The organism is Rhodococcus sp. BP-332 (genome assembly GCF_019836065.1).
Classification (GTDB): Bacteria; Actinomycetota; Actinomycetes; order Mycobacteriales; family Mycobacteriaceae; genus Rhodococcoides.
Genome location: NZ_JABUEC010000001.1, coordinates 1,206,159 through 1,222,660, shown reverse-complemented (window position 1 = coordinate 1,222,660; position 16,502 = coordinate 1,206,159). Strand labels below are relative to the sequence as shown.

Genomic DNA, 16,502 nt, shown 5'->3' with positions numbered 1-16,502 from the left:
CACAGAGTTTCGGTGGCCATAGCGGAGGGGAAACGCCCGGACCCATTCCGAACCCGGAAGCTAAGCCCTCCAGCGCCGATGGTACTGCACCCGACAGGGTGTGGGAGAGTAGGACACCGCCGAACAACCCTTCCCAGAAAGCCCCCCGACCATCGGTCGGGGGGCGTTCTGCATTCACGGGTATCGGTGTCCGGACACAGTCCGATCAAGCAGAGTCCGGTCCTACGCGCGCCGGGATAGTCTCGTATCCACCATGCCGCAGAAACCACGACGCTCGATATCGCCTCTGGGCTCCCCGCTGCTCGGGCACACCGAGGAATCACCGCGTCGCCGGCGTATCCGGGTGCAGATTCTGCTCACCGTCTTCCTGCTGGGCGCCAACGCGATCGGCGCCGTGATCGTGGGTGCACTCATCAGCGTGGTCGTGCCGGGGCCGGACGTCGTCACGCCCCGTGAGTACTGGTGGGTGAACTTCATCCTCATCCCGTGCTACCTCGTGGTCGCGTTCCTCATCGGAGTGGGGTGGGGAACCAAGCGGACCGTCAACGGACTGCGCTGGGCCATCGAGGACCGCGTGCCCACCCGCAAGGAACAGAAGCGCACGCTGGCGATGCCGTGGCGGCTCACCCGGTTGCAGATCGGTCTCTGGATCGGCGGGCTCGTCATCGTCACGACGGCCGACGGCATCATCGATCCCAACTCCATCCCCAAGGTCGCGTTCACCATCGCGTTCGGTGGTGCGACCGTCTGCGCGTTCAGCTACCTGCTGACGGAGTTCGCTCTGCGCCCGGCGGCGGCGCGTGCTCTCGAGGCCGGCGATCTCCGCCGTATCCGTATCGCCGGGGTGATGGGGCGCTCCATCCTCTCGTGGCTCCTGGGTACCGGCGTCCCAGTGGCGGGACTCATGGTCATCGCCATCGCCTCGTTCATCCGCGATGACACCACCGCCGACCAGTTCGCGGTCGCCATCCTCGCGCTCGGCGGCATCACGTTCCTGTTCGGCTTCGCGCTGACGCTGCTCGGCGGTCTGGCTACGACGGCGCCCATCGACAACGTGCGCTCGGCGATGGTCGAGATCGAACGCGGCAACCTCGACGCACGGGTGTCCGTCTACGACGGCACCGAGCTCGGCGAACTGCAGAGCGGCTTCAACCGCATGGCCGAGGGCCTCGCCGAGCGGGACAAGATCCGGGACCTGTTCGGTCGCCATGTCGGCATGGAGGTCGCCGAGGCCGCGCTGAAGAGCAATCCCGAGCTCGGCGGCGAGGAGCGCGACATCGCCGTCTTCTTCATCGACCTGATCGGATCCACGGAGCTGGCTGCCTCCCAGCCCCCGGCGCAGGTGGTGGATCTGTTGAACCGCTTCTTCGACGTGGTGGTCGACGAGGTGGACAAGCATCACGGTTTCGTCAACAAGTTCGAGGGCGATGCGGCGCTCGCCATCTTCGGTGCTCCCGGCGATCTCGACGATCACTGCGGGGAGGCCCTCAGCGCGGCTCGCGCCATCATGCGGCGACTCGAGAACGAGGTCCCGGACTGCCAGGCAGCCATCGGTATCGCGTCCGGGCGAGCCGTCGCGGGCAACATCGGTGCGAAGCAACGATTCGAGTACACGGTCATCGGTGATCCGGTGAACGAGGCGGCCCGGTTGTCCGAGCTCGCCAAGTCTGCGGACGGGCGTCTGGTGGCGTCGGCACGCACGGTGGAGCACGCCCACAATCAGTCGAGTGACGAGTGGTCGTTCGGCAAGAGCGTGACGTTGCGGGGGCGTTCGGAGGAGACGCAGCTCGCGACCCCTGCCTGACGGCGGCCCACACGGTCGATAGGGTGGCCCGGTGCGTCTGGTCATTGCTCGGTGTCAGGTCGACTACGTCGGCCGGTTGACGGCCCATCTGCCGTGGGCGAAGCGTCTGCTGCTCGTCAAGTCCGACGGATCGGTGAGCGTCCACGCGGACGATCGGGCGTACAAGCCGCTCAACTGGATGACGCCGCCGTGCTGGCTGGTCGAGAACCCTGCAGAGGCTCTCCCTGCCGACGGCGACGTCGTGCCCGCGGACCGACAGCTGTGGGTCGTGACCAACAAGGCCGGCGAGGAACTGCGCATCACGATCGAGGACATCGAACTCGACAGCAGCCACGAGCTGGGTGTCGATCCGGGTCTGACCAAGGACGGCGTCGAGTCCCATCTGCAGGAACTGCTCGCCGAGCACGTGCACACGCTCGGTGACGGGTACACCCTGGTACGCCGGGAGTACCCGACGGCGATCGGACCCGTGGACCTTCTGTGCCGCGCCGAGGACGGTGCGACGGTCGCGGTGGAGATCAAGCGTCGAGGAGACATCGACGGTGTCGAGCAGCTGACTCGCTATCTCGAACTCCTGAACCGTGATCCACTGCTGGCTCCGGTGCGGGGCGTGTTCGCGGCCCAGCAGATCAAGCCGCAGGCGAAGACGCTCGCGGAGGATCGCGGGATTCGTTGCCTCACACTGGACTACGACTCGCTCCGCGGAATCGAATCGTCCGCGTTCACGCTCTTCTGACGCGGTCGCCTACCATCGGTCGAGTGCCGAGACGCAACAACCAACGAGCCGGCCGGTCGGGCCGACCGGGGCGACCCGCGCCGACGTTCGGTGATGCCACGGCGCGAGTGGAGCGCGGCCCGTCCTTCGACGGTGACGAGGAGTACGTCGTGCGCCCGATTCCCGGCGCTCGTGCGACCAAGCCCTACCGGTGCCCCGGCTGCGACCACGAGATCATGCCCGGGGTGGCGCACGTGGTCGTCTGGCCCGCCGAGAAACTCGGCGGACCCGACGACAGGCGGCACTGGCACACGGGTTGCTGGTCCGGACGCGGTACCCGCGGGCTCACCCGCAGGTGGTCCTGACTCTCAGGACTGGGTCGAGCTCGACTGGCCGTTCGAGGAGCGCTCGGTCGACGTCTCGGCCGGTGCATCATCGAGGAGTGACTCGTCGATCTCGAGATCGTCCGGCGCCAACGGTGCGTCGAGCAGTTCGCTCTCCCGGTTGACCGAGGCGAGCATGGCCGGCACGGAATCGAGTTGGCCGCGGATGCCGAGCAGCTGAGCGAGCACCCGGCCACGCAGGACTCGCAGTTCCTCGGCGAGCTCCTTGGCGTGAGCGATGCGGCGCTCCGACTGCTCGGTGGCGGCCTGGAGGCGACGCTTCGCCTCGGCGGTGGCATCGGCGAGCCGACGATCCGCCTCGGCCTTGGAGTCGGCTTCGAGCTCGTCGACGGCGTTCATCACCTTGGTGCGGCGATCGGCCATCGTGATCTCGAAGTCCTCCTGCACCGCGGCGCGCTTCTTCTCGGCCTCGGCGGCGAGGCGATCACGCTCGGCCTGCGCCTCCTCGACGATGCGGGCGGCGGCTGTGCGTGCCTCGGCCATGGTCTGCTCGTGCTCGGTCTCGAGTGCGGACCGTCGGTCCTTGAGCTCGGCGACCAGGCCCTCGTACTCGCCGCGCATGCGGGTGGCGTCCTGCTCGGCCACGGACACGAGTTCGGCAGCGTCGGCCTCGGCCTTGGCGCGCACCTCGGACGCCTCGTCCGAGGCGAGTCGCAGCATGCGAGAGATGCGATCGCTCATGCCCTCGGCGGTGGTCGGGGGGACCGAGAGCCGATCGATGTCCTTACGGAGATCGTCGATCTCGTCGCGGGCGTCCTCGAGCTGGACCGCGAGATCGCGGGCCTGCGCGGCCGCCGCGTCGCGATCGGTCGCGATGACGCGGAGCTCGGCATCGAACCGCTCGAAGTACCGCTGGACCTCGTCCTTGTCGTACCCCTTGCGGACCACGCTGAAGGGCAGGGAGCTGCTACCGCTGACGTTCTCTGGTGCCATGCGGACAACCTACCGTCACGCGCCCCGTTTCGGCCGTCGGGTGCTGATCACGACGGGTTCCGGGGAGGGGTCAGCTCGCGGCGGGCTCGACCAGTTCGACGAGGACGCCGCCGGCGTCCTTGGGGTGCACGAAATTGATCCGGGAATCGGCGGTACCGCGGCGGGGAGCGTCGTACAGCAACCGGGCACCACGCTCGCGGAGGAACGCCGCGGTCTCCTCGACGTCGCGGACGCGGAAGGCGAGCTGCTGCAGGCCGGGACCGTTCCGGTCGAGGAACTTGGCGATGGTCGACGTCTCGTCGAGGGGAGCGAGGAGCTGGATCTGCGCGGCGCCGTCGGCGGCACCGGGAACGGAGATCATCGCCTCGACGACACCCTGGCTCTCGTTGACCTCGCGGTGGGTCACCGTCATCCCGAAGTGGTCCCGGTAGAACTCGAGGGCGACGTCGAGGTCGGCCACTGCGATCCCCACGTGGTCGATGGCCGTCACGAGGCCTGCCGTCACCGCGTCCGCGGTCGCCGTCGTGTGCTCGTCGGTGGTCGTCATACTTTGACGTTAGACCTTTTTTCCGGCAGTTCGGGCGTGGTCTGGGTCACAATCGATCGTCGGCATCGCTGGACGACCGCCAACTCTGTGTGGCCAAGGCGACGCCGCCGATGGTCGAGGACCGTTCACCGACTGCGGCAGAATGGACACATGGCCGACAACCAGCTGTCCAGCACCGCACCTGCCGCGTCCTCCACGGTCTCGCAGCCGCCGATCGTGCGGTGGTTCCGCGTCGTGGCGGTCGCGGAAGCCGTCACTTGGGTCGCGCTGCTCATCGGCATGGCTGTCAAGTACGTCCCCGACCCCAACATCGACAGTGGTGTCCGGATCCCGGGCATGCTGCACGGCGCGGTCTTCGTCCTGTACCTCGTGATCACCGTGCTGACCGCCCTCGCGCTGCGGTGGAGCAAGGGCGTCACGGTGCTCGCACTCCTCGCGAGCATCCCGCCCTTCGGCACCATCGTCTTCGAGGTGTGGGCGTCGAGGACCGGACGTCTGGTTCGATCGGCCGGAGCCGCATCGCCGCGGGCCGCGGCGGAGTGACAAAATAACCTCGTGACTCGACCCGGATCTCGCCCACCAGTACGTCCGTCGGCCGCGGCAGCCGCCGCCATGTCCGGCGCGGTCGACCTCTCGGCGCTCAAGGCCAAGGCGCAGGCCGCGTCCGCGCCGCCGTCTCCCACCGCCGCCAACGGTCTCGCGGTCTCCGTCACGGTGACGGAGGTGGACTTCGAGGCCGAGGTGTTGGTGCGCTCGAGCCAGGTCCCCGTGATCGTCAATCTGCTGTCGCCGCGCTCCCCGCAGTCGCTGCAGCTGACGCAGTCCCTCGAGGCCCTCGCGGTCGAGGGTGACGGCGCCTGGGTGCTCGCCAACGTCGACGTCGACGTCAATCCGCGCATCGCGCAGGCCTTCGGCGTGCAGGCCGTTCCCACGCTGGTCGCCGTCGCAGCAGGCCAGCCCCTCGCGGATCTGCAGGGCCTGCAGCCCGAGGAGAGCCTGCGTGAGTGGTTGGCGGCCATCGCCCGCGCCGTCGAGGGGAAGCTGACCGGTGTCCCGAACGCCGACGAACCGGCCCCCGAGCCCGAGGACCCGCGCTTCGACGCAGCCGAGGCCGCGCTCGCCGAGGGTGACCTCGCGGGTGCCGAGGCGGCCTTCCAGGAGATCGTCGACGCCGAGCCGGCCAACAAGCAGGCACTGAACGGCGTGCGTCAGGTCCGATTCCTGGCACGCGTCCAGGGGCTGCCGGACGACATCGTCGAGCAGGCCGACGCGGCGCCGGACGACGTCGATCTCGGTCTCCAGGCGGCCGACGCGTTGCTGTATCAGCAGCTGACCGAGGACTCGTTCGCTCGTGTCGTGGAGCTGGTCCGGCGCACGCGTGAGGACGATCGCGCCCGTGCTCGCGCCCGGTTGCTGGAGTTGTTCGAGCTCTTCGACCCGGCGGATCCGCTGGTGGTCACCGCTCGACGCAAGCTGGCGTCCGCCCTCTACTAGGAGTAGCGGCCGTCGCACGCCTCCCGGCCACCCAGCACGCCCCAGCGGAACGCGTCGACGCGCGCGAAGCCGCTGGGGACCGTGCGACCGTCCACGTCACTCGCGGCGAGCCCGTCCGACAACAGACCCGACACCGCCTCGTCGAGGTCGCCCGGTGACAGTGTCACCGTCGACCTCTGCGCCGCGTCCGTGTCGGAGGGACTCAGTGCTGCGGTGACCACTCCCGACAGGCACGCCGACCGGAGCGCGGCTCGGGCGTCCGTCAGGCCCTGGCCGGCCTCGTTCTGCACGGCCAGCACGTACCGGGAGACGAAGAGGACATAGGCGCCGTAGTCACCGGTGACGTCGAGCGGCACGATGTCGTCCTCGCTCACCTCGGTGGGACGTCCGCGATCGGCCAGCGCGTCGACCGAGATACCGATCGTGTTGGTGGAGGGGCAGTAGGAGACCGGTTCGGTGGTGAGCGCGTCCGCGCACCCGGTGTCGGCGCCGGAGTAGTCGACCGTCGGGGGATCCGTGGTGGGCATCACCTGTTCGAACGTCGCGGCGAACTGCTCGAGCGAGTCCTGCGTGACGGGGAGCTCGCCGGTGTCGAGAGGGCTGTCGAACTGTTGGGGAAGGGTCGAGCGCCGCGACTCGACCTCCTTCTCGTCGATGCGCGTACAGGCCCCGGCGCCGTCGGTGAAGCCGATCTGGGCGGCGGTGACCCGTTCGAACGCGGAGCCGTGCACCGAGTCGGGATCACCGGGGTCGACGTCGCGGACGGCCACGGTGGCCGCGAGGACGTCGTTCAACCCGTCCGAGGTGTTGAGCGTGAAGTGGGTCGAGTCGCCCTCGGCGACATGGCGCATGAAGGCGCCCGCGAAGCAGTCTGCCTGTTGCTCGGCGACGATGGTCGGGTCGTCGTCCCCGACGAGGCCGGACTGCGTCTGCACGGCGTGGCCGTACTCGTGGGCGAGCACCATGACCACCGACATGGGTCCGAACGCGTCGATCATGGCCGGCATGAGCAGCCCGCGGTCCCAGCCGATGCTGTCGTCGAGTGAGCAGTATCCGGCGTTGGCGAGTCCGTCCGTCGGTTCGCTGCAGAAGAGCGGACCCTCGCCGGCGTCGGCGGTGGCGTCCCAGGACACCAGCGACCGGACGGGCTGGAAGGATCCGCGGAACAGCGTCGAGTACGTGGTGCGCCAGAACTTCTGGATGTCGTCCACAGCATCCGTCGCGAGCAGGTCGACGTCCGTTCCGGCTGCGCCGTCGACGTCGCGCTGGGCATGGGAGACACCGGGTCTCGGGCCGGACGGGCCGTCCGTGACGGGGAGACCGGCGACGGTGAAGGGGTCGTCGTAGATGGAGACGGGGGAGCCCGTCACCACCGCGCCACACGAGGTGAGCGCAGTGGTGACGGCGAGTGCGAGGAGGCTCGCGGACCAGCCGAACCGGACGCGAGCCCCGCGCATCATCTCTCCAGTCTGAGCCAGATCGCTCCGTAGGGCGGAAGGGCGACCCGAGCGGATGCCGGACGACCGTGCCACGAGTGCTCGGTCGCGGTGACCTCACCGAGGTTGCCCACTCCCGAACCGCCGTAGACCTCCGCGTCGGTGTTGAGGATCTCGACCCATCGGCCCGGCTCGGGTAATCCAACACGATAATCGCCGTGCGGGGAACCGGAGAAGTTGAACAGGCAGGCCGTGACGGAGCCGTCGTCGCCGAAGCGCAGGAAGCTCAGCACGTTGTTCGCGGTGTCGTTGGCGTCGATCCACGAGAAGCCACTGGGCGAGCCGTCCTGTGTCCAGAACTCCGGGCCTGCGACGTAGGTGCGGTTGAGGTCGCCGACCAGTTGCTGTACACCGCGGTGCAGCGAGCCGCTTCCCTCCTCGCCGATCTCCCACCAGTCGAGACCGCGCTCGTCGGACCACTCGGCGGTCTGGCCGAACTCCTGGCCCATGAACAGCAGTTGCTTGCCGGGATGCGCCCACATGTAGGCGAGCATGCCGCGCAGACCCGCGGCCTTCGCCCAGTCGTCACCCGGCATGCGGGACCAGAGCGTGCCCTTCCCGTGCACGACCTCGTCGTGGCTGATGGGCAGCACGAAGTTCTCGCTCCAGGCGTAGACCAGGGAGAACGTGACCTCGTGGTGGTGGTACGCGCGGTGGATCGGATCGCGCCCGATGTATCCGAGCGTGTCGTGCATCCAGCCCATGTTCCACTTCATGGAGAAGCCGAGGCCGCCCACGCTGGTGGGACGCGTGACGCCGGGCCACGACGTCGACTCCTCGGCCACGGTGACGACGCCCCGGTGCAGCTTGTGCACGGTCGCGTTCATCTCCTGCAGGAACGCCACGGCCTCGAGATTCTCGCGACCGCCGTAGATGTTGGGGCTCCACCCACCCTCGGGGCGCGAGTAGTCCAGGTAGAGCATCGACGCGACCGCGTCGACGCGGAGCCCGTCGATGTGGAACTCCTCGATCCAGTACAGCGCGTTGGCGACGAGGAAGTTGCGCACCTCGGTACGACCGAAGTCGAAGACGTAGGTGCCCCAGTCCAACTGCTCGCCGCGCTGCGGGTCGCCGTGCTCGTAGAGCGGGGAGCCGTCGAACCGCGCGAGGGCCCAGTCGTCCTTGGGGAAGTGCGCCGGGACCCAGTCGACGATGACACCGATGCCGTCACGGTGCAGGAGGTCGACGAAGGCGCGGAAGTCGTCGGGGGTGCCGAAGCGCGACGTCGGTGCGTAGTACGAGGTGACCTGGTATCCCCACGATCCACCGAAGGGGTGTTCGGCGACGGGCAGCAGCTCGACGTGGGTGAAGCCGGTCTCGCGTACGTGAGCCGAGAGCTGTTCCGCCAGTTCGCGATAGTTCAGTCCGGGGCGCCAGGAGGCGAGATGCACCTCGTACACGCTCATCGGCGCCCGGTGCGGTTCCAGCTCGGCGCGCGCGGTGATCCAGTCACCGTCCGACCACTCGTACGACGACTGGTTCACGACCGACGCCGTCGACGGCGGGACCTCGGTGGCGAAGGCCATCGGGTCGGCCTTGTCCTTCACCGAGCCGTCCTTGCCGTGCACCCGGAACTTGTACAGCGTGCCGGCGCCGATGTCGGGGACGAACAGCTCCCACACACCGGTGGTGCCGAGCACGCGCATCGGCCAGGTCTGTCCGCCCCAGCCGTCGAACTCGCCGACGACGGTGACGCCGACGGCGCCCGGGGCCCACACCGCGAACGAGGTGCCGTTCACAGGTCCGTCGGGCGTGGTGTAGCTCTGCAGATGCGCTCCGAGGATGTCCCAGAGTCGTTCGTGGCGCCCCTCTCCGAAGAGATGGAGATCGAGCTCGCCGAGGGTCGGCAGGAAGCGGTAGCCGTCGGCGACGGTCACCTGGTGACCGCCCGGGTACTCGACGCGGAGCCGGTAGTCCGCGAGGTCCTCCACCGGCACCAGGGCCGAGAACACGCCGTGCGCGACGTGTGTGAGCTCGTGGTCCTTCCCGCCGATGACCGCGGTGACGCTGAGAGCGTTGGGACGCAACGCCCGGATGGCGGTGCCGCCCGGCATCGGGTGCGCGCCGAGAACGGAGTGGGGGTCGTGGTGCTGCCCGCGGGCGAGCAGCGAGAGGTCGTGATCACCGGGAGCGGCGAGGGTGTCCGTGCTCGCGCCGGGGGTGGTGCGTTCCGTCATGAGATCTCCTTCCGGAAGGCGAGTTCGGTGCGGGCGGGGAACGGGACGGGCGGCAGCGCCAGGATGTGGGCGACCGACCGCCACGGCTCGAGCTTGACGTAGTTGGCCTGGCCCCACTGGAACTGCTGACCGCTCACCTCGTCGGTGACCGTCAGGTGCTCCTGCCAGTCGCGGCCGATCTGCGGCATGTCGAGCCAGACGGTGCCTTCCTCGGCGCCGAACGGGTTCAGGTTGATCACGACCAGCACCGCGTCACCGGTCACCGCGTCGAACTTCGAGTAGGCGATGATCGCGTCGTTGTCGACGTGGTGGAAGTGGATGTTGCGCAACTGCTGCAACGCCGGGTGCGCCTTGCGGACGGCGTTGAGCATGGCCAACCACGGCTCGAGCGATTCGCCGCGAGCCCGTGCGCCCTCGAAGTCGCGGGGGCGCAACTCGAATTTCTCCGTGTCGAGGTACTCCTCGCTGCCCTCGCGCACCGGAACGTGTTCGTAGAGTTCGTATCCCGAGTACACGCCCCACGTGGGGGACAGGGTGGCGGCGAGAGCGGCACGCAGCGCGAACATGCCGGGGCCGCCCTTCTGCAGGCTCTCGTGGAGGATGTCCGGCGTGTTGACGAACAGGTTGGGTCGACCCAGATCGGCCTTGGCGGCGATCTCCTGTCCGAACTCCGTGAGCTCCCACTTGGCCGTGCGCCACGTGAAGTACGTGTAGGACTGCGTGAAACCGCGTCGCGCGAGACCGTAGAGCCGCGCGGGACGCGTGAACGCCTCGGCCAGGAAGAGCACGTCGGGGTGCGTCTTCTTGACCTCGGCGATGAGCCACTCCCAGAAGTCCGGTGGCTTGGTGTGCGGATTGTCGACCCGGAAGATCTTGACTCCCTGGCTGATCCAGAACTTGACGACGCGCAGCACCTCCGCGTAGATGCCCTTGCGATCGTTGTCGAAGTTGACCGGGTAGATGTCCTGGTACTTCTTGGGCGGGTTCTCCGCGTAGGCGATGGTGCCGTCGGGGAGCACGGTGAACCAGTCGGAATGTGCGGCGGCCCAGGGGTGGTCCGGGGCGCACTGCAGGGCGAGGTCCAGGGCGATCTCGAGGCCGAGCTTGCGCGCGGCCGTGACGAGTGCGCGGAACTCCTTGACCGTCCCCAGCTCGGGATGCACCGCGTCGTGGCCGCCCTCGGACGAGCCGATGGCCCACGGCGAGCCCACGTCGGTGGGTCCCGGAGTCAGAGTGTTGTTGCGGCCCTTGCGATTCACCTTGCCGATCGGATGGATCGGCGGGAAGTAGACGACGTCGAAGCCCATGGCCGCCACGCGGGGGAGCGCGCCGATGGTGGTCTCGAACGTGCCGTGGCGAGGAGTGCCGTCCTCGTTCCAGCCGCCCGTGGAGCGGGGGAAGAGCTCGTACCACGAGCCGACGAGTGCCTCGCGGCGGTCGACCCAGACGTTGATCGCCTCGCCGCGCGTCACCAGCTCGCGCAGCGGCGTCTCGTGCAGGATCTCGCGCACCTCGGGCGTGAACGCCGGTGCGACGCGCGACGGCAGCGGTGCGTCGCTCCGCAGCGCCGTCACGACGTTCTCGAGCAGTGGCTTCTCCGAGCGACCGACGTTCTTGGCGGCGCGTTCGAACAGGCGTGCGCCGGTCTCGAGATCGTTGGCCAGTTCGGCCGGCCCCTGGCCCACGCCGAGTTTCGCCTCGACCGCATGCATCCAGGTGGCGATCGGATCACCCCAGCCCTCGATGCGGGCGATCCAGAAGCCTTCGGCGTCGGGAGTGAACACACCGTGGAAGATGTCCGGCTGCTCGCCGGGGACCATCGGGATGTGGACCGACTTGCCCTGGCCGGGCCCGCGAACCGCCAACGTCGCGTTGACGGCGTCGTGCCCCTCGCGCCACACCGCGGCCGTGATCGGGAATGTCTCTCCCACAACGGCCTTGGCGGGATACTTACCGGACGATGTGTTGGGTAGTACGTCGTCGATGCCGATACGGCCTGTCACCGAAGCCCCTTTTCTGCTGGTTGTCGCAGTTCTGTCGATGTCGGGTTGTCGGGCTGAGCTCGAAGTCAACCGTAGACGAGATGCCCCGGTCTTTCTCGAAACCGACCGAGAGCACCGACGCGACCTGCGGACGAGGCACGCGGCAGTCTCGGACGCCACCGGGAGAAGTACCCGAACGGCTCCTCGGCAAACGCGGAACCACGGTGCGCGGCGGTCGCCCGCAGTAGTCTTCGGAATCGTGAAAGCACTCCGCAGATTCACCGTCCGCGCGCAGCTCCCGGCCCGACTCTCCGGACTCGCCGAACTGTCCGTCAACCTGCGATGGTCGTGGCATCCGCCGACCCTGGAGCTGTTCGAGAGCATCGATCCGGACCTGTGGGTCAGTGGTGACCGCGATCCGGTGCGCATCCTCGGCGAGGTGCGCTCGTCCCGCCTCGAGGACCTGGCGAACGACGACGCGTTCGTGCAGCGCGTGGATGATCTCGTCGCCGATCTACACCTCTACCTGGCGCAACCCCGATGGTTCCAGCAGCAGGTCGACTCCGGTGCGGATCTGCCGGTGGGCATCGCGTACTTCTCGATGGAGTTCGGCGTCTCCGAGGTGCTGCCCAACTACTCCGGTGGTCTCGGCATCCTCGCCGGCGATCACCTCAAGGCCGCGTCCGATCTGGGGTTGCCCCTCATCGGCGTGGGCCTGCTGTACCGCTCCGGGTACTTCCGCCAGTCGCTGACGGCCGACGGCTGGCAGGCCGAGCGGTATCCGTCCCTCGACCCGCAGGGTCTGCCGCTGCGACTGCTCACCGACGAGTCCGATTCCCCGGTGCTCGTCCACGTCGCGATGCCGGGCGACCGCGTGCTGCGCGCGCGTATCTGGATCGCCCAGGTCGGACGCATCCCGCTGCTGCTGCTGGACTCCGACATCGCCGACAACGATCCCGAGCTGCGCGGCGTGACCGATCGTCTCTACGGCGGCGATCAGGACCACCGGGTGAAGCAGGAGATCCTGGCCGGGGTCGGCGGCGTCCGCGCCGTGCGTGCCTACACCGAGTACCACTCGCTTCCCGCGCCCAGCGTCTTCCACATGAACGAGGGCCACGCCGGCTTCCTCGGTCTCGAGCGCATCCGTGAACTGCACGCGGGCGGGCTGGACTTCGATTCCGCGCTCGCCGCGGTGCGAGCGTCCACCGTCTTCACGACGCACACTCCCGTGCCCGCCGGTATCGACCGCTTCCCCGCGGATCTGGTGCGCCTCTACTTCGGAGACGGCACGGCGGAGTCGTCGCTGCTGCCCGGCATCGAGATGGAACGCATCCTCGAACTCGGCCGCGAGAGCGACCCCGCGGTGTTCAACATGGCCCACATGGGGCTGCGGTCGGCGCAGCGCGCGAACGGAGTCTCCAAGCTCCACGGCATCGTCAGTCGCGGCATGTTCGACGAACTCTGGCCCGGATTCGACGCGTCCGACGTCCCCATCGGCTCGGTCACCAACGGCGTGCACGCACCGACGTGGGCGTCGCAGCGGTGGCTCGACCTCGCGGCGCGCACGGTGGGAACCCGCACGATGGAGGAGGCACAGGGCTGGGAGCAGCTGGCCGAGGTCTCCGCATCGGACCTGTGGGAGACGCGTTCGGCGCTGCGGTCCGATCTGGTCGCGGAAGTGCGCCGCCGCGTGCGCCACTCGGCCCTCGAGCGCGGGTCCACCGACGCCGAACTCGCGTGGACGGACGACGTGTTCGACCCGTCGGTGCTCACGGTCGGATTCGCGCGCCGTGTCCCCACCTACAAGCGACTGACGTTGATGCTGCGGCAACCGGAGCGCCTGCGCGCCATGCTGCTCGATCCGGTCCGCCCGGTACAGCTGGTGGTGGCCGGCAAGTCGCACCCCGCGGACGACGGTGGCAAGGCGCTGATCCAGCAGATCGTGCGATTCGCCGATCAGCACGACGTTCGGCACCGCATCGTCTTCCTGCCCGACTACGACATGTCGATGGCCCGCTACCTCTACTGGGGATGCGACGTCTGGCTCAACAACCCGTTGCGGCCGCTCGAGGCGTGCGGCACCTCGGGCATGAAGTCCGCTCTCAACGGTGGACTGAACCTCTCCATCCGGGACGGATGGTGGGACGAGATGTACGACGGGGAGAACGGCTGGGCCATCCCCACCGCCGACGGCGTCGTCGACGAGAACCGCCGCGACGATCTCGAGGCCGCGGCGCTGTACGAGTTGCTCGAGAAGTCGGTGCTCCCCAAGTTCTACGACCGGGGCGACGACGGGTTGCCGGCGCGCTGGGTCGAGATGGTGCGGCACACCCTCACGGTCACGGGCCCGAAGGTGTTGGCGTCCAGGATGGTTCGCGACTACACGCAGCAGTACTACGGTCCCGCCACCCGGGCGGGTGCGGCGGCGATCTCCGACGACTACGCCGGTGCGAAGGCCATGGCCGACTATCGGCGCCGCGTCGATGCGGCGTGGCCCGCGGTCACGGTGACCGACGTCGAGGCGGACGGGCTGCCGGACACCCCGGTGCTGGGTTCGACACTCACCCTGTCCGCGACGGTGGGGCTCGGCGGACTCGGCCCGTCGGACGTGTCCGTGCAGGCCGTGTTCGGCCACGTCGATCAGGACGAGCAGCTCGGCGACGTCGTGACGGTCCCGATGCTGCACCAGGGATCGGCCGCGGGCGGCGAGCGGTTCCTCGCCGACACGACGCTGCCGCTCTCCGGGTCGGTCGGATACACGGTGCGGGTCCTGCCGCACCATCCGCTGCTCGCGGGAGACGCCGAGCTCGGTCGGGTGGCGGGTCCGTCCCCGATGTAGGTCCCTGCGGGTCCAGGTTCAGGTCTGGGTGGCGGTGAGGCGCGTCAGCGCCTTGCGCACGATCTCCGGGTCCGTCGTCTCCCAGAACGGTGGGAGCGACGCCCGGAGGTAGCCGCCGTATCGCGCCGTGGCCAGTCGGGAGTCGAGCACGGCGACGACGCCCTTGTCGTCGACGCTGCGGAGCAGTCGGCCGACACCCTGGGCCAGCAGTAGCGCCGCGTGGTTCGCGGCGACGGCGAGGAACCCGTTGCCTCCGCGCGACTCGACGGCGCGCTGCCGCGCCACCAGCAGCGGATCGTCGGGTCGCGGGAACGGGATGCGGTCGACGATCACGAGGGTCAGTGACCGACCGGGGACGTCGACGCCCTGCCACAGGGAGAGCGTGCCGAACAGTGACGTGGCCTCGTCCTGCGCGAAGCGCTCGACCAGGGCGCCGGTGGCATCGTCGCCCTGGCACAGCACGGGGGTGTCCAGCCGTTCGCGCATCTCGGCCGCCGCGGCCTTCGCCGCCCGCATCGACGAGAACAGGCCCAGAGTGCGGCCACCCGCGGCGCGCACGAGCCCCGCTATCTCGTCGAGCTGACTCGGCGACGTACCGTCGCGCCCCGGTGCGGTGAGGTGCTTGGCGATGTAGAGGATGCCGGCCCTGCCGTGGTCGAACGGCGATCCCACGTCGAGCGAGTTCCACCGGAACGTGTCCGCGTCGGACGGTGCCTCGGTGCCGGTCGCGAGGGCCGCGTCGACGCGGGTGGGGTTGGCGGCCGGCAGACCCCAGTTGACGGCGAGACCGTCGAACGAGCCGCCCACGGTGAGCGTCGCGGAGGTGAGGACCACGGTCGACTCCGCGAACAGCCGGGTCCGGAGCAGTCCGCCGACGGACAGCGGTGCCACCCGGACCACCCGCTTCACGACGCCGCGGAACTCGTCGACGGCCAACCACACCACGTCCCGCCGCTTCGCGGGATCGCTCTCCTCGTACGTCTCGAGAATGCGCACCGCGGTGTCGTGCACGTCGTCGATGGCGGCGAGAGCCGCGGTCCGCGCGGCCGCCGCGTCGGGGTCCGCGGCGGCGCCGCCCTGCTTGGCCGGCCCGATGGCCGTGCGCACGGCCCACGCGGCGTCGCGGATGCTCGCGATCGTCTGGGACGCGCCGGGGGGCAACTCCTCCCAGCGTCCGCCCTCGAGTTCGTCGAGCAACGCGGCGAAACCCTCTGCGGCGCCGGCCAGTCGGTCGAGGATCTCGTCCTCCACGAGCTTCCCGCAGCGACGCATGGCGGCGCCGACCGCGGTCGCGGACATCTCCGCCGTCGCCGCGGACGTCACCCGGTCCACGAGCTCGTGCGCCTCGTCCACCACGACGACGTCGTGTTCGGGCAGCACCGAGATGCCGGTGATGGCGTCGATGGCGAGCATCGCGTGATTGGTGACCACGACGTCGGCGCGCGCCGCATCCACCCGGGCGAGCTCGGCGAAGCAGTCCTCGCCGTAGGGGCAGCGCGACTTCCCCAGACACTCGCGGGAGGTCACGCTCATCTGCCGCCAGGCCTGATCGGACACGCCCGGGTTCAGCTCGTCGCGGTCACCGGTCTCGGTGTCCGAGGACCACTCGGTGATGCGCTTGACCTCACGGCCGAGCCGCGACACGGCGAAGGCGTCGAACAGTTCCTCCTCCGGGGCGTCGGACGGTGCGCCGTGCAGTTTGTTGAGGCACAGGTAGTTGCCACGGCCCTTGAGGATCGCGAATGTCGGTTCGTGCGCGAGGGCCGTGGTGAGAGCCTTCGACAGACGCGGCAGGTCGCGGTCGACCAGCTGACGCTGCAGCGCGATGGTCGCCGTGGACACGACGACGGTCTTCCCCGACGTCACGGCGTGCCGCAGCGACGGAACCAGGTACGCGAGCGACTTGCCGGTGCCGGTGCCCGCCTGCACCGCGAGGTGCTCGCCGGTGTCGATGCTGTGCGCGACGGCCGAGGCCATGGTGAGCTGGGCCGTGCGCTCGGTGCCGCCGAGCGCCGTCACCGCGGTGCTGAGCAGACTCGGAACGGTGGGCAACTCGGACTTCGACTTCGGCGGCACCGTGCGAGGTTACGCCGGTGTGCCGACGCGTCGGG

12 protein-coding genes and 1 rRNA gene are annotated in these 16,502 nt (G+C 69.1%); 7 read left to right on the top strand and 6 right to left on the bottom strand.

Translation table 11 applies throughout. The features are described from left to right. Positions 1–8 precede the first annotated feature (8 nt). The 4 genes from rrf (at position 9) to HQ314_RS05765 (ending at position 2,884) form a co-directional block, all read left to right on the top strand. A 5S ribosomal RNA gene (rrf, locus tag HQ314_RS05780) occupies positions 9–125 on the top strand. Positions 126–253: 128 nt separating this feature from the next. Further along, positions 254–1,804, top strand: a complete 1,551-nt coding sequence (locus tag HQ314_RS05775; protein ID WP_222649465.1) for an adenylate/guanylate cyclase domain-containing protein — start codon at positions 254–256, stop codon at positions 1,802–1,804. A 31-nt stretch (positions 1,805–1,835) separates the two neighbouring features. Further along, positions 1,836–2,540, top strand: a complete 705-nt coding sequence (gene nucS / locus HQ314_RS05770) for an endonuclease NucS (RefSeq protein ID WP_027505475.1) — start codon at positions 1,836–1,838, stop codon at positions 2,538–2,540. Positions 2,541–2,563: 23 nt separating this feature from the next. Continuing rightward, entirely contained in the window at positions 2,564–2,884 is a 321-nt protein-coding gene (locus HQ314_RS05765) for an ATP/GTP-binding protein (RefSeq protein ID WP_222649464.1), read from the top strand. A gap of 3 nt (positions 2,885–2,887) precedes the next feature. On the opposite strand, the gene HQ314_RS05760 is transcribed toward HQ314_RS05765, so the two are convergent. Further along, complete coding sequence (locus tag HQ314_RS05760; protein ID WP_056448957.1) at positions 2,888–3,856, bottom strand: hypothetical protein; 969 nt, start codon at positions 3,854–3,856, stop codon at positions 2,888–2,890. 70 nt (positions 3,857–3,926) lie between these two features. Continuing rightward, entirely contained in the window at positions 3,927–4,403 is a 477-nt protein-coding gene (gene mce, locus HQ314_RS05755) for a methylmalonyl-CoA epimerase (RefSeq protein WP_027505478.1), read from the bottom strand. Positions 4,404–4,553: 150 nt separating this feature from the next. On the opposite strand from mce, the gene HQ314_RS05750 reads away from it, so the two are divergent. Next, positions 4,554–4,946: a DUF3817 domain-containing protein gene (locus tag HQ314_RS05750; RefSeq protein ID WP_082544701.1), complete on the top strand. Its 393-nt coding sequence runs from the start codon at positions 4,554–4,556 to the stop codon at positions 4,944–4,946. A 69-nt stretch (positions 4,947–5,015) separates the two neighbouring features. Then, complete coding sequence (locus tag HQ314_RS05745) at positions 5,016–5,897, top strand: tetratricopeptide repeat protein (RefSeq protein ID WP_222649543.1); 882 nt, start codon at positions 5,016–5,018, stop codon at positions 5,895–5,897. On the opposite strand, the gene HQ314_RS05740 is transcribed toward HQ314_RS05745, so the two are convergent. From HQ314_RS05740 to HQ314_RS05730, 3 genes are read right to left on the bottom strand one after another with little or no spacing between them, the layout of a single operon-like run. Then, positions 5,894–7,357, bottom strand: a complete 1,464-nt coding sequence (locus tag HQ314_RS05740; protein ID WP_308119238.1) for a metallopeptidase — start codon at positions 7,355–7,357, stop codon at positions 5,894–5,896. The two genes, HQ314_RS05745 and HQ314_RS05740, sit on opposite strands and share 4 nt — an antisense overlap. After that, a complete protein-coding gene (gene glgB, locus HQ314_RS05735) occupies positions 7,354–9,570 on the bottom strand; it encodes a 1,4-alpha-glucan branching protein GlgB (RefSeq protein WP_222649463.1) in 2,217 nt (738 codons plus the stop codon). Before glgB ends, HQ314_RS05740 begins: the two co-directional genes overlap by 4 nt. Then, positions 9,567–11,573 (bottom strand): maltotransferase domain-containing protein, encoded by a 2,007-nt coding sequence (locus tag HQ314_RS05730; protein WP_222649462.1) that lies wholly within the window; start codon positions 11,571–11,573, stop codon positions 9,567–9,569. The genes glgB and HQ314_RS05730 overlap by 4 nt, the downstream gene beginning before the upstream one ends. Positions 11,574–11,811: 238 nt before the next feature. Here HQ314_RS05730 and glgP point away from each other — a divergent pair, with 238 nt between their 5' ends. Next, complete coding sequence (gene glgP / locus HQ314_RS05725; protein WP_056448942.1) at positions 11,812–14,391, top strand: alpha-glucan family phosphorylase; 2,580 nt, start codon at positions 11,812–11,814, stop codon at positions 14,389–14,391. Positions 14,392–14,409: 18 nt separating this feature from the next. Here the strand turns inward: glgP and HQ314_RS05720 are convergent, their stop codons facing one another. Continuing rightward, a complete protein-coding gene (locus HQ314_RS05720; RefSeq protein WP_308115421.1) occupies positions 14,410–16,467 on the bottom strand; it encodes an ATP-dependent DNA helicase in 2,058 nt (685 codons plus the stop codon). Positions 16,468–16,502 lie beyond the last annotated feature (35 nt).

Coding starts and splice junctions, on each gene's coding strand:
- HQ314_RS05775 (WP_222649465.1), top strand. CDS start 254: ATGCCGCAGAAACCACGACGCTCGATATCGCCTCTGGGCTCCCCGCTG.
- HQ314_RS05745 (WP_222649543.1), top strand. CDS start 5,016: ATGTCCGGCGCGGTCGACCTCTCGGCGCTCAAGGCCAAGGCGCAGGCC.
- HQ314_RS05750 (WP_082544701.1), top strand. CDS start 4,554: ATGGCCGACAACCAGCTGTCCAGCACCGCACCTGCCGCGTCCTCCACG.
- mce (WP_027505478.1), bottom strand. CDS start 4,403: ATGACGACCACCGACGAGCACACGACGGCGACCGCGGACGCGGTGACG.
- glgB (WP_222649463.1), bottom strand. CDS start 9,570: ATGACGGAACGCACCACCCCCGGCGCGAGCACGGACACCCTCGCCGCT.
- HQ314_RS05740 (WP_308119238.1), bottom strand. CDS start 7,357: ATGATGCGCGGGGCTCGCGTCCGGTTCGGCTGGTCCGCGAGCCTCCTC.
- HQ314_RS05760 (WP_056448957.1), bottom strand. CDS start 3,856: ATGGCACCAGAGAACGTCAGCGGTAGCAGCTCCCTGCCCTTCAGCGTG.